General features: G+C 72.1%; 11 protein-coding genes. 5 read left to right on the forward strand and 6 right to left on the reverse strand.

Going from position 1 to position 13,165, the window contains the following annotated elements; genetic code table 11:
- On the forward strand, nucleotides 1-498 hold the full coding sequence (locus tag AB0P17_RS07945; RefSeq protein WP_365808627.1) for a PH domain-containing protein: 498 nt from the start codon (nucleotides 1-3) through the stop codon (nucleotides 496-498).
- Nucleotides 495-2,186: a PH domain-containing protein gene (locus AB0P17_RS07950; protein WP_365808629.1), complete on the forward strand. Its 1,692-nt coding sequence runs from the start codon at nucleotides 495-497 to the stop codon at nucleotides 2,184-2,186. Before AB0P17_RS07945 ends, AB0P17_RS07950 begins: the two co-directional genes overlap by 4 nt.
- Before the next feature lie 94 nt (nucleotides 2,187-2,280).
- Here the strand turns inward: AB0P17_RS07950 and pgl are convergent, their stop codons facing one another.
- From pgl to tkt, 5 genes are read right to left on the reverse strand one after another with little or no spacing between them, the layout of a single operon-like run.
- Nucleotides 2,281-3,063 (reverse strand): 6-phosphogluconolactonase, encoded by a 783-nt coding sequence (pgl, locus tag AB0P17_RS07955; RefSeq protein ID WP_365808631.1) that lies wholly within the window; start codon nucleotides 3,061-3,063, stop codon nucleotides 2,281-2,283.
- On the reverse strand, nucleotides 3,060-4,088 hold the full coding sequence (opcA, locus tag AB0P17_RS07960) for a glucose-6-phosphate dehydrogenase assembly protein OpcA (RefSeq protein WP_365808633.1): 1,029 nt from the start codon (nucleotides 4,086-4,088) through the stop codon (nucleotides 3,060-3,062). Before opcA ends, pgl begins: the two co-directional genes overlap by 4 nt.
- On the reverse strand, nucleotides 4,085-5,617 hold the full coding sequence (gene zwf, locus AB0P17_RS07965) for a glucose-6-phosphate dehydrogenase (protein WP_365808635.1): 1,533 nt from the start codon (nucleotides 5,615-5,617) through the stop codon (nucleotides 4,085-4,087). Before zwf ends, opcA begins: the two co-directional genes overlap by 4 nt.
- 4 nt (nucleotides 5,618-5,621) lie before the next feature.
- Nucleotides 5,622-6,740 (reverse strand): transaldolase, encoded by a 1,119-nt coding sequence (tal, locus tag AB0P17_RS07970; RefSeq protein WP_365808637.1) that lies wholly within the window; start codon nucleotides 6,738-6,740, stop codon nucleotides 5,622-5,624.
- Nucleotides 6,741-6,774: 34 nt separating this feature from the next.
- Nucleotides 6,775-8,865 (reverse strand): transketolase, encoded by a 2,091-nt coding sequence (gene tkt / locus AB0P17_RS07975; protein ID WP_365808638.1) that lies wholly within the window; start codon nucleotides 8,863-8,865, stop codon nucleotides 6,775-6,777.
- Between the two features lie 296 nt (nucleotides 8,866-9,161).
- Here tkt and AB0P17_RS07980 point away from each other — a divergent pair, with 296 nt between their 5' ends.
- The 3 genes from AB0P17_RS07980 (at nucleotide 9,162) to AB0P17_RS07990 (ending at nucleotide 12,068) form a co-directional block, all read left to right on the forward strand.
- Entirely contained in the window at nucleotides 9,162-10,142 is a 981-nt protein-coding gene (locus tag AB0P17_RS07980; protein ID WP_365808640.1) for a heme o synthase, read from the forward strand.
- A 140-nt stretch (nucleotides 10,143-10,282) separates the two neighbouring features.
- Entirely contained in the window at nucleotides 10,283-10,708 is a 426-nt protein-coding gene (locus tag AB0P17_RS07985) for a hypothetical protein (protein WP_365808642.1), read from the forward strand.
- A gap of 241 nt (nucleotides 10,709-10,949) precedes the next feature.
- A complete protein-coding gene (locus tag AB0P17_RS07990) occupies nucleotides 10,950-12,068 on the forward strand; it encodes an amidohydrolase (RefSeq protein ID WP_365808643.1) in 1,119 nt (372 codons plus the stop codon).
- 36 nt (nucleotides 12,069-12,104) lie between these two features.
- On the opposite strand, the gene AB0P17_RS07995 is transcribed toward AB0P17_RS07990, so the two are convergent.
- Nucleotides 12,105-13,073, reverse strand: coding sequence for a COX15/CtaA family protein (locus tag AB0P17_RS07995; RefSeq protein ID WP_365808645.1), 969 nt, complete (start codon nucleotides 13,071-13,073; stop codon nucleotides 12,105-12,107).
- Between the last annotated feature and the right edge of the window lie 92 nt (nucleotides 13,074-13,165).

A 13,165-nucleotide genomic window follows, 5' to 3' on the forward strand; every position in this document is an offset into this window, starting at 1 on the left:
ATGGGGGAGGGGGTGCGGAGGCTGCGGCCGCCGAACAACACGCTGGACGAGCGTGCCGTCGGCTGGTGGCGCGCGCAGTGCCTGCTGACGACCCTGGTCCCGGTGGCCGTGCTGACCGCGCTCGGCGTGTTCATCGCCCCCGCGCGGGGATGGCTGCTGGGTCCGGCGGCCGTCCTCGCGGTGCTGGGCCTCGCCGGTACGGCGCTCATACCCGTGTGGTGGTTCAGGGTGCACCGCTGGGAGGTGACGGACGAGGCCGTCTACGTCCGGACCGGCTTCTTCCGGCAGGAGTGGCGGATCGCGCCGATGTCCCGGATCCAGACCGTGGACACCGTGCGCGGCCCGCTGGAGCAGCTCTTCAGGCTCTCCACGGTCATCGTCACGACCGCCTCGTCCAAGGGCGCCGTGCACATCCGGGGCCTCGACCACGAGCTGGCGGCGGACCTCGCCGAGCGGCTGACCCACATCACCCAGGCCACGCCCGGGGACGCGACATGAGCGGCCCTCCGGAACCGGCGCCGGAGGCGGTGGGCCCGGCTCCGGTCACCGCTCCCGAGGCGGAGGCCGTGGGTCCCGTCCCGACCCCTGGGGCTGATTCCCCGGCTTCCGCGGCTGATTCCCCGGCTTCCGGGGCGGAGTGGCGGCGGCTCGACCGGCGCACTCTCCTGGTCACCGCCCTCGTCCTGGCCGGGGTCGTCCTCGGCGCCGGGCTGCCCACCGCCGTCGGGATGGCCGGCCGGATGCCGCTGTGGGAGTCGGTGGCCTGGGTGGTGGCCGGGGCCGCGCTGCTGGTCGTCGCCGGCACGGGCGGCGAGTACATCCGCTGGCGCCGCACCCGCTACCGGATAGGGCCCGAGCGCGCCGAACTCCACACGGGGCTGTTCCTGGTCAAGCGCCGCTCACTGGCCCGGGAACGGATCCGCAGCGTCGACCTGACCGCGCATCCGCTGCTGCGGATCCTCGGCCTCGTGAAGGTCCGTATCGGCACCGGCGAGCACTCCGGCGGCGAATCCACACTGGAACTCGACCCGGTCACCCGCGCCGAGGGCGAACGGCTCCGTACGGAACTGCTCGACCGGCCACCGGGTGAGCCGGGCACCCACCCCGAGGGCATGCTCGCCGCCCTCGACCCCGGCTGGATCCGGTACGCGCCGATCTCCTTCGTCGCCCCGGTGCTCGGCGGCGCCGCGGCCGGCGGACTGCTCCAGATCAGCGAGTGGTTCGGCGCGCAGACCCAGGTCATCGACTGGGTGTGGGACCTCTTCGAGACCACCCCGCTCGTCTGGACGATCCTGGCCCTGGTGGCCGCGGCGGCCCTCGCGGGCGTCGTCGGCGCGCTCGGCCTGTGGGTCGAGATGTGGTGGAACTACCGGCTGGAGCGCGAGCCGGGCGGCACCCTGCGGGTCCGCCGTGGACTGCTCACCTCCCGCTCGGTCTCCATCGAGGAACGCCGGCTGCGCGGCGTGGAACTCGTCGAACCGCTCGGCGTCCGGCTGGCCGGTGCGGCGCGGGTGGACGCGGTCGCCACCGGCCTCACCCAGGACGAGGAGGACGAGCACGCCGACAACAAGGCGCTGCTGCCCGCCGCGCCCCGCGCCGTGGCCCACGCGGTGGCCGCCCGCGTGCTGCGCGAGGCCGTCTCCCCGACGGACCCGGCGGGCGGGGCGCCGCTGACCCGGCACCCGCGCGCCGCCCGGGGCCGCAGACTGCGCTGGGCCCTGGCCGCCGCCCTGCTCCCGGTGGCGCTGCTCGCGGGGCTCGGCCTGCTGCTGACCGACGTGCTCCTGCGGGTGGCGGCGGCCTGCGCGGTGCTGCTGCTCCCCGCGGCTGTCCTGCTCGCGCTCGACGCCTACCGCAATCTCGGCCATGGACTCGGCGGCGGCTATCTCGTGGCCCGCTCGGGCACGGTCCGCCGCTCGACGGTGGCGCTCCAGCGCTCCGGGGTGATCGGCTGGACCGTCAAGCAGTCCCTCTTCCAGCGCCGGGCCGGGCTGGTCACCCTGACGGCGACGACGGCCGCGGGAGAGGGCGCGTACCACGTGTACGACGCCGCGGAGAGCGAGGCGCTGGCCTTCGCGGAGACGGCGGTCCCGGGCCTGCTGACGCCGTTCCTGGAGCCGACGGAGCCGACAGCGCCGACGGAGCCGGCGGAGTCGACCGCGCCGGTGGAACCGCGGAAGCACTGATCCGCCCTGCGGGGGCGGGCCGTACACACGTACGCGCGGCCCGGACCGCCGGAGAGGCGAGCCGGGCCGCGGGTACGGGCGGGCAGGGGTGACCTCAGGCGGAGGCCGGGGGGTACAGGGCGCGGGGGAGGGCCGAGGCCGCCGCCGCGTCGAGCAGCCACAGGGTGCGGCTGCGGCCGTACGCACCCGCCGCCGGGGCCTGGATCTCTCCCGCGCCGGACAGCGCGATCTCCGCCGCCTTCGCCTTGTCCTCGCCCGCCGCCAGCAGCCAGACCTCGTGCGCCGCGCGGATCGCGGGCAGGGTGAGGGAGATCCGCAGCGGCGGCGGCTTGGGCGCGCCATGCACCGCGACCACCGTGCGCTCGGTCTCCCGGACACCCGGCAGCTCCGGGAAGAGCGACGCGACATGGGTGTCGGGGCCGACCCCCAGCATCAGCACGTCGAACGTCGGCACCGGGCCGTGGTCCTCGGGCCGGGCCGCCGCCGCCAGCTCCGTGGCGTACGCGGCCGCCGCCGCCTCCACATCGCTTCCGTACGGACCGTCCGAGGCGGCCATCGCGTGCACCCGCTTCGGGTCCAGCGGCACCGAGTCGAGCAGCGCCTCCCGCGCCTGGGTGACATTGCGCTCCGGGTCGCCCTCCGGGAGGAAGCGCTCGTCGCCCCACCACAGATCGAGCCGCGACCAGTCGATCGCGTCCCTGGCGGGCGCCGCAGACAGCGCGGCCAGCAGACCGTTGCCGTTACGCCCGCCCGTGAGGACCACCGACGCAGAGCCGCGGGCGGCCTGGGCGTCCACGATCTTCGTGATCAGCCGGGCTGCCGCGGCCTGCGCCATCAGCTCCTTGTCGCGGTGCACGACGAGCTGGGGAGTGCTCACTTCGACGCCGCCTTCTTCACCGGCATGCTCGCCGGCGTGACCGGATGCGCGGGCGTGTGCTCCGACGACCCCGCCTCCCGCGTCGGCAGCGGCGACTTCGCTTCCCCCAGCCGGTGCACACCGAACTTCAGCGCCGAGGCGTAGATGTCGTCCGGGTCCAGCCGGCGCAGCTCCTCCGCGATCAGCTCCGAGGTCTCCCGGCGCTTCAGCGCGACCGCGCGGTCCGGCTGACCCTGGATGGAGAGCGTGGCGAGCGCGCCGTCGGCCCGGTCGAGCGTGATCGGCCCGCAGGTCGTCTCCATCCGTACGGCCGTGAGCCCGGGGCCCGACGAGACCGAGCGCCGCACCGGCACCCGTAGCCGGTTCGCCAGCCACATCGCGAGCAGCTCACCGCTCGGATTGTGCTCCTCGCCCTCCACCTCCACCGAGGTGACCGAGCAGTCCACCTGGTCCAGGGCCGCCGCGACCATCGAGCGCCACGGGGTGATCCTCGTCCAGGACAGGTCCGTGTCGCCCGGGGTGTAGGCGTCGGCGCGGGCCGTCAGCTCCTGCACCGGGTGCTCGGCGGCGTACGTGTCCGTCACCCGGCGCTGTGCCAGCCTGCCCAGCGCGTCCTTCGCCGGGTTGACCGGCGCGTTGACCGGCCACCACACCACCACGGGGGCGTCGGGCAGCAGCAGCGGCAGCACCACCGACTGGGCGTGGTCCATCACCTCGCCGTACAGCCGCAGGACGACCGTCTCGCCGGTGCCCGCGTCCGTGCCGACCCGCACCTCGGCGTCGAGCCGGGCCTGGGCCCGGTCGCGCGCCGAGCGCGAGATCCGCTTCACGACGACGAGCTTGCGCGACGGGTGCTCGCGGGACGCCTCGTTGGCGGCCTTGAGCGCGTCGTACGCGTTCTCCTCGTCGGTGACGATGACCAGCGTGAGGACCATGCCGACCGCGGGGGTGCCGATCGCCCGGCGGCCCTGCACGAGTGCCTTGTTGATCTTGCTGGACGTGGTGTCCGTAAGGTCGATCTTCATGGCCGGCGCCAGCTCCGTCCGTCTCGTGCGAGCATTTCGTCCGCCTCGACCGGACCCCAGGTCCCGGACTCGTACTGCGCGGGCTTGCCGTGCTTGTCCCAGTAGTTCTCGATCGGGTCGAGGATCTTCCAGGACAGTTCGACCTCCTCCACCCGCGGGAAGAGGTTCGAGTCGCCGAGCAGCACATCGAGGATGAGCCGCTCGTACGCCTCGGGGCTGGACTCCGTGAAGGACTCGCCGTACGCGAAGTCCATCGAGACGTCCCGGACCTCCATCGAGGTGCCGGGGACCTTCGAACCGAACCTCATCGTCACGCCCTCGTCCGGCTGGACGCGGATGACCAGGGCGTTCTGCCCCAGCTCCTCCGTGGTCGTGTGGTCGAAGGGGGAGTGCGGCGCGCGCTGGAAGACGACCGCGATCTCCGTGACCCGGCGGCCGAGTCGCTTGCCGGTACGGAGGTAGAAGGGGACGCCCGCCCAGCGGCGGTTGTCGATCTCCAGCTTCACCGCGGCGTAGGTGTCGGTCTTCGAACGGGCGTCGATCCCGTCCTCCTGGAGATAGCCGACGGCCTGCTCGCCGCCCTGCCAGCCCGCGGCGTACTGCCCGCGGACCGTGTCCGCGCCCAGGTCCTTGGGCAGCTTCACCGCGCCCAGCACCTTGGTCTTCTCCGCGGCCAGCGCGTCCGCGTCGAAGGAGGCGGGCTCCTCCATCGCGGTCAGCGCGAGCAGCTGGAGGAGGTGGTTCTGGATGACGTCACGGGCGGCGCCGATGCCGTCGTAGTAGCCGGCCCGGCCGCCGATGCCGATGTCCTCGGCCATGGTGATCTGCACGTGGTCCACGTACGACCGGTTCCAGATCGGCTCGAAGAGGGTGTTGGCGAACCGCAGCGCCAGGATGTTCTGGACGGTCTCCTTGCCCAGGTAGTGGTCGATCCGGAAGACCTCGTTGGACGGGAAGACCTCGTGGACGACCTTGTTCAGCTCCTTGGCGGAGGCCAGGTCGTGACCGAAGGGCTTCTCGATGACCGCGCGGCGCCAGGAGCCCTCCTTCTGGTCGGCCAGCCCGTGCTTCTTGAGCTGCTGGACGACCTGCGGGAAGAACTTCGGCGGCACGGAGAGGTAGAACGCGAAGTTCCCGCCCGTGCCCTGGGCCTTGTCCAGCTCGGCGATGGTCGTCTTCAGGTTCTCGAACGCGTCGTCGTCGTCGAAGTCGCCCTGGACGAAGCGCATGCCCTGGACGAGCTGCTGCCAGACCTCCTCGCGGAACGGTGTACGCGCGTGCTCCTTGACCGCGTCGTGCACCTCCTGCGCGAAGTCCTCGTCCTGCCATTCGCGGCGGGCGAAGCCGATGAGGGAGAAGCCCGGCGGCAGCAGACCACGGTTGGCGAGGTCGTACACCGCAGGCATCAGCTTCTTGCGGGACAAATCGCCCGTGACGCCAAAGATGACCAGGCCCGACGGCCCCGCGATACGCGGGAGCCGTCGGTCCGCGGCGTCACGGAGCGGGTTCGCTCCGTGGGTTGCGGTCAAGGGTTCAGCCCTCCGAAGGAGCGAGGCGCTTGAGCTCCGCCTCGGTCGACTTGAGCAGATCGTTCCAGGACGCCTCGAACTTCTCGACGCCCTCGTCCTCCAGGAGCTGGACGACGTCGTCGTACGAGACGCCCAGCTTCTCGACGGCCTCCAGCTCGGCGCGCGCCTGGTCGTACGTGCCGCGCACCGTGTCACCGGTGATCTGCCCGTGGTCCGCCGTGGCCTCCAGCGTGGCCTCCGGCATGGTGTTCACCGTGTTGGGCGCGACCAGCTCGTCCACGTACAGCGTGTCCTTGTACGCGGGGTCCTTGACGCCCGTCGAGGCCCACAGCGGACGCTGCTTGTTGGCCTGCGCGCGGTCCAGGGCGGCCCAGCGGTCGGAGGAGAAGACCTCCTCGTACGCCTCGTACGCGAGCCGCGCGTTGGCCAGCGCCGCCTTGCCGCGGGCCTCCTTGGCCTCCGGCGTGCCCAGCGCGTCGAGCCGCTTGTCGATCTCCGTGTCCACACGGGACACGAAGAAGGACGCCACCGAGTGGATCGTGGAGAGGTCGAGGCCGGCGGCCTTCGCCTTCTCCAGGCCCGTCAGGTAGGCGTCCATGACCTCGCGGTACCGCTCCAGCGAGAAGATCAGCGTCACGTTCACGCTGATGCCCCGGCCGATGGTCTCGGTGATCGCGGGCAGCCCCGCCTTCGTCGCCGGGATCTTGATGAGGGTGTTCGGGCGGTCCACCAGCCAGGCCAGCTGCTTCGCCTCGGCGATGGTCGCCGTGGTGTTGTGCGCCAGACGGGGGTCGACCTCGATGGAGACCCGGCCGTCCTGGCCCTGCGTCGCGTCGAAGACGGGGCGCAGGATGTCGGCGGCGTCCCGGACGTCCGCCGTCGTGATCATGCGGACGGCTTCCTCGACGGTGACCTTCCGGGCCGCCAGGTCGGTCAGCTGGGTCTCGTACCCGTCGCCGCCGGAAATGGCCTTCTGGAAGATCGACGGGTTGGTCGTCACACCGACCACGTGGGATTGGTCGAGGAGCTCGGCCAGGTTCCCGGACGTGATCCTCTTGCGCGACAGGTCGTCGAGCCAGATCGCGACGCCTTCGTCGGAGAGGCGCTTGAGTGCGTCTGTCATGAGGTTTGCATCTCCTACAGTTCGTATATGGGCGTCAGCGCGCCGAGGCCTCAAGAGATTCCCGCGCGGCGGCGGCCACCGCGTCGGCGGTGAAACCGAACTCGCGGAAGAGGACCTTGGCGTCCGCCGAAGCCCCGAAGTGCTCCAGCGACACGATGCGGCCCGCGTCGCCCACGAAACGGTGCCAGGTGAGCCCGATGCCGGCCTCGACCGCCACCCGCGCCTTCACCGACGGCGGCAGAACGCTGTCCTTGTACGCCTGGTCCTGCTCGTCGAACCACTCGACCGACGGCATCGAGACGACCCGCGCCGGCACCCCGGACGCCTGGAGCTGCTCGCGCGCCTCCACCGCGAGCTGCACCTCGGAGCCCGTGCCGATCAGCACGACCTCGGGGGCCGTGGCCCGGCCGTCCGCGTCCGCCGCCTCGAACAGGACGTAACCGCCCTTGGCCGCGTCCTCGTTGGCCTCGTACGTCGGCACACCCTGGCGGGTCAGCGCCAGGCCGTGCGGGGCGCCCTTGTCGTGGCGCTTGAGGATCTCGCCCCAGGCGATCGCCGTCTCGTTGGCGTCGGCCGGGCGGACGATGTTCAGCCCCGGGATGGCGCGCAGCGCCGACAGGTGCTCGACCGGCTGGTGCGTCGGGCCGTCCTCGCCGAGGCCGATGGAGTCGTGCGTCCACACGTACGTGACGGGGACCCGCATCAGCGCGGCGAGCCGGACGGCGGGGCGCATGTAGTCGGAGAACACGAGGAACGTGCCGCCGTAGATACGGGTGTTGCCGTGCAGCGCGATGCCGTTCATCGTCGAGCCCATGGCGTGCTCGCGGATGCCGTAGTGCACCGTCCGGCCGTAGGGCGACGCCTCCGGCAGCGGGTTGCCCACGGGCAGGAACGACGACGTCTTGTCGATCGTGGTGTTGTTCGAGCCCGCGAGGTCGGCGGAGCCGCCCCACAGCTCGGGGATGACCTCGCCCAGCGCCTGGAGGACCTTGCCGGACGCGGCGCGCGTGGCGACGGCCTTGCCGGTCTCGAACGCGGGCAGCTTGTCCTGCCACCCCTCGGGCAGCTCGCCCGCCCGCACGCGGTCGAACGTGGCCGCGCGCTCCGGGTTGGCGGTGCGCCACGCGGCGAAGGTCTTCTCCCACGCCGTACGGGCCTCACGGCCCCGGTCGAGCGCCTCACGCGTGTGCGCGATGACCTCGTCGGCGACGTCGAAGGACTTCTCGGGGTCGAAGCCGAGGACCTTCTTCGTCGCGGCGACCTCCTCGGCGCCGAGCGCCGAGCCGTGCGCCGCCTCGGTGTTCTGCGCGTGCGGCGCGGGCCAGGCGATGATCGAGCGCGCCGCGATGAACGACGGGCGCTCCGTCTCGGCCTTGGCCGCCTCCAGCGCCGCGTACAGCGCCTGGGGGTCGAGGTCGCCGTCGGGGGACTGCTCGACGCGCTGGACGTGCCAGCCGTACGCCTCGTACCGCTTCATGGTGTCCTCGGAGACCGCGGTCTCCGTGTCACCCTCGATCGAGATGTGGTTGTCGTCCCACAGCAGGATCAGGTTGCCGAGCTTCTGGTGCCCGGCCAGCGAGGACGCCTCGGCGGAGATGCCCTCCTGGAGGCAGCCGTCGCCCGCGAGCGCGTAGATGGTGTGGTCGAACGGCGACGTGCCCGCCGCGGCGTCCGGGTCGTACAGCCCGCGCTCGTACCGGGCGGCCATCGCCATGCCCACCGCGTTCGCGACACCCTGGCCGAGGGGGCCCGTCGTGGTCTCCACGCCGACCGTGTGTCCGTACTCCGGGTGGCCCGGGGTCTTCGAACCCCAGGTGCGGAAGGACTCCAGGTCGTTCAGCTCCAGGCCGTATCCGGCCAGGTAGAGCTGGATGTACAGCGTCAGCGAGGAGTGGCCCACGGAGAGGACGAACCGGTCACGGCCGGTCCACTGCGCGTCGGAGGGGTCGTGCCGCATCAGCTTCTGGAACAGCACGTACGCGGCGGGAGCCAGGCTCATGGCCGTACCCGGATGGCCGTTGCCGACCTTCTGTACGGAATCCATGGCCAGGACGCGGGCGGTGTCTACAGCCCGACGGTCCAATTCGGTCCATTCAAGGTCTGTGGTGGTCGGCTTGGTGCTCACCCTGAGTCAGGGCTCCTCTCCACATGTTCGAATCCCGGTGTCTGAGGGCGCACCGGTTCATTGTCGAGCCTACCCGCAGCAACCGACATCTTTCCGAGCGTCTTTCCAGGGTGCGGTGCGTGCGGGGACTTCGCCTCTCGGCTGGCTGTCGGCAGGGTGTACGGGACAGGTCGGGACCGCGTTCAACCCGGCGTTCGACACACCTCCGCGTGCTCCGACCCCGGCGGCAATCGCGATATGGGCAACGTCTAGAGTGGCGTGGTAAGCGCAAGTCTTTACGGGGCCTTCACGCCCGGATGCTTGCTGGGATTTCTCTGTCAGGGGTGTGCGTGACGGCCGTCGAGTCCCGACCCGCAGGGGTCGCCTTGACTCCGAGCTCGGGGGGCCACCGGCCGTTCGGTGCCCGCGTCAAGGCGTTCGTGATGCTGACCAAGCCGCGGATCATCGAACTGCTGCTGATCACCACCGTTCCGGTGATGTTCCTGGCGCAGCAGGGCGTACCGAATCTGCTGCTGGTGCTCACTACGTGTATTGGCGGTTACCTCTCCGCCGGTGGCGCGAATGCGCTCAACATGTATATCGACCGCGACATCGACGCGCTGATGGACCGGACGTCGCAGCGCCCTCTTGTCACGGGAATGGTCTCGCCGCGTGAGGGACTCGTCTTCGGCCTGACGTTGACGGTCGTCTCGACTCTCTGGTTCGGCTTTCTCGTCAACTGGCTGTCCGCGGCACTCTCGTTGGGCGCGGCCCTTCTCTACGTCGTCGTCTACACGATGATCCTCAAGCGCCGTACCGCCCAGAACATCGTCTGGGGCGGGATCGCGGGCTGCATGCCGGTGCTCATCGGCTGGTCGGCCGTGACGAACTCGATGTCCTGGGCCGCGGTCATCCTCTTCCTGGTCATGTTCTTCTGGACGCCGCCGCACTACTGGCCGCTGTCGATGCGGGTGAAGGCGGACTACGAGCGGGTCGGCGTCCCCATGCTGCCGGTCGTCGCGAGCAACCGCGTGGTGGCCCGCCAGATCGTCCTCTACAGCTGGGTGATGGTCGGCGTCTCGCTGCTGCTGACGCCGCTGGGGTACACCGGGTGGTTCTACACGGTGGTGGCGCTGCTGTCCGGCGGCTTCTGGCTCTGGGAGGCGCACGGACTCCAGTCGCGCGCCAAGGCCGGGGAGTCGGGCGCCAAGCTCAAGGAGATGCGGCTGTTCCACTGGTCCATCACCTATGTGTCGCTGCTCTTCGTGGCCGTCGCGGTGGACCCCTTCCTCCGCTGAGACGTCCTTGGTTCCTCCGTTGAGACGCCCCCGGCCTTCGCGCGGGGCGGAAAAGACTCTCCGGTAACGGGCGGGTACGTGGTCAAGGCCACGTGGCCCGCCCGTCGCCAGTTGATCTACCCGTCGGTAGCATCCCGTGCATGGCAGAGACCCAGCAGGCAGAGCAGAGCGGCGGCAGCGGCGGGACCGGCGGGACCAGTGGGACCGGCGGGACTGTCGATAAGCGCGCGCGGAGCCGGCACGAGGCGCGCGCCGCGCGTACGGCCGCCCGGCTCGCGAAGCAGATCGGCGCCTTCGCGGGGAAGCACGGCGGTGCCGAGGGCCAGCTCGCGTACCTGGGACAGGCCGGCACCCGGATCGTACTCGTCGGCGAGGACGGCGCCTGGGGCGATCTCGTCGCCCCCACGCACGCGGTCGCGAGCGCCGCGGCCGAGCGGGCCGGGCTCACCGTGCACGACTCCTTCGACGGCGAGTTCGCGGCCAAGGTGCGCACCGGACCGTACGAGTGGCGACGGATGGCCGGACTCCAGCTCGGCGGCCGGCCCGACGACGGCCGGCCCACCTGAAGCGCGCCCCTGACCGGGCGGTGCGCCCCTGATCCAGGGGTGCGCCCCTGAAATGCTCCCCGCGCGCTCCCGGAGAGATCCCGGAGACGCCACCGGAACCCGGGTTCACCCGTTAGGACTGTAGGAGTACGGCCTGGGCGTCGCGAGCCCGTGCGTTGTCGCGCACCAGGTCGTCAGACCGTCGGTCACCGGTTCAGTCGGTCATGCGGTCCATGATCCACGGTCCACGACGGGAATCCCGATGATCGAGACAGCGTCCCTCGTGGACCAGTACTGCCACGGCGTACTCACCACGGAGCTGGGGCTCGGCGCCTTCGAGGCCCGGCTCGGCGGGGCGGCCGCCCCGCCCGCCCCCGGCACCACCTTCTTCGACACCCAGCTCGGGGCGGCGGTACGGCGCTGGTGCCCGCCGCTGCTCGGCCTGGAGCCGCACTGCACACCGGCCCGCTATCTCGCCCGCCGCCGGGAACTCGGCACCCCGGAGGTCTCCCGACGGCTGCTGCGCGCCACGGGGATCTCCACCTATCTGGTCGACACCGACACCGACACCGGCCCCGGGGGCGCGGCCCCGGCGGGCGAGCTGACCGGCGCCGCCGAGACCGCCGCGGCGGGGGCGGCCCGCGGCCGGGAGATCGTCCGGCTCGAACCCCTCGCCGCGCGGGTCGCCGTCACCGCGGGCGGCGTGGGCGCCTTCCTCACCGGGCTCGCCGAGGCCGTCCACACTGCCGCCGCCTCGGCCGTCGCCCTCAGCGCCGCCGCCACGACCCACCCGGGCCACGCGCTCGACCCCGAGCCGCCGGGGCCCGGGGAGGTACGCGGCGCGGCCGGCCGCTGGCTCTCCGCCCGCGCCCGCGGCGGCCCCGGCGACGGGGGGCTCACCGACCCCGTACTCCTGCGCCATCTCCACTGGAGCGCCGTCCGCACGGGACTGCCGCTGCACCTCGGCGCGGGCGGCGGGGCCGACCCGTACCCCTTCGCCGCCGCCACGGCCGGGACCGGCGGCGCGCTCGTGCTGCGGGACACGTATCCGTACCACCGTGACGCGGCCCTGCTCGCCGGCCTCTTTCCGCAGGTCCACGTCGACCTGGGCTCCGTCCTCACCCGTACGGGGGCCGGCGCCGCGAGCGTGCTGGCCGAGCTGCTGGAGAGCGCGCCGTTCGGGAAGCTGCTCTTCTCGACCGGTGCGCGGGGCCTGCCCGAGCTGCATCTGGTGGGGGCCCGGGTCTTCCGGGTGGCGGTGGAGCGGGTCCTCGGCGGCTGGGTGCGCGACGGGGCCTGGTCGGTGGCGGACGCCCGGCGGGTGGCCGGGCTGATCGCGGCGGGCAACGCCCGCCGCGTCCACGGCCTCGCGGACGGCTGAGCCCGGCCCTGTAACGGGGCGACCGGGCCACCGGCCTCAGACGGTCGCGGGCGTCTGGTCCGCCTGAGCGGGGATCTCCGCCGTCGTACGGGGCCGCTCCCGCATGCCGACCGCGACCCGCAGCACGGCGATCCACACCGCGCACGAGCCGAGCATGTGGGCGCCGACCAGGAGCTCAGGGGTGTCGGTGAAGTACTGCACATAACCGATGGCGCCCTGCGCGAGCAGCACCAGCAGCAGATCGCGGGCGCGCGCCCGGGTGTCGGCCGGGGCGTCCACCACCCGCAGCACCAGCCACATCGCGACCGCCAGCGCGCAGACGACCCAGGCGAACACCGCGTGCACATGGGCGACGGTGACGTAGTCGAAGGGCATCCGCGGCACATCGCTGCTGTCGCCCGCGTGCCGCCCGGAGCCCGTCACCAGCGTGCCCGCGGCGATCAGCACCCCCGACGAGACGACCAGGGCCCAGGAGAGCTTGCGCACCGGACGCGGCACGCGCGGGCGCGGCGTGCCGTCGCCCTCGCGGGTGCGCAGCCAGGTGAGGGTGGTGACCGTGAGCAGGGCGCTGGCGGCCAGGAAGTGGCCGGCCACGGTCCACGGGTTGAGCTCCGTGAGCACGGTGATGCCGCCGAGGACGCCGTTGAACATGACGAGCCAGAACTGCGACCAGGCCAGCCTGCTCAGACCCCGCCGCCGGGGCTTGACGGAGCGCGCCGCGATGATCGCCCAGCCGACCGCCGCGCTCAGCACGTACGTCAGCATCCGGTTGCCGAACTCGATCGCCCCGTGCAGCCCCTGCTCGGGGGTGGCGATGAGGCTTTCGTCCGTGCACTTGGGCCAGGTGTCGCAGCCGAGGCCGGACCCGGTCAGCCGGACCGCGCCGCCGGTCACGATGATCACCACGCTCATCACGACGGCGCTGAGCGCGGCCCGCCGGAGCATACGGGGTGAGGGGGTCCAGCGCTGGGCGATGTACGCGAGGGGGTTCAACACGGCCACCATCGTAGGACGGAGCTTGTGCAGGATTTCACGAGGGGTACGTATGCCTCATTCACTCGGGTGGACGCCGCTTCCGGGGGCTGCCCGAGGCGCCC

It is taken from the genome of Streptomyces sp. NPDC088124, assembly GCF_040685895.1.
Lineage (GTDB): Bacteria > Actinomycetota > Actinomycetes > Streptomycetales > Streptomycetaceae > Streptomyces.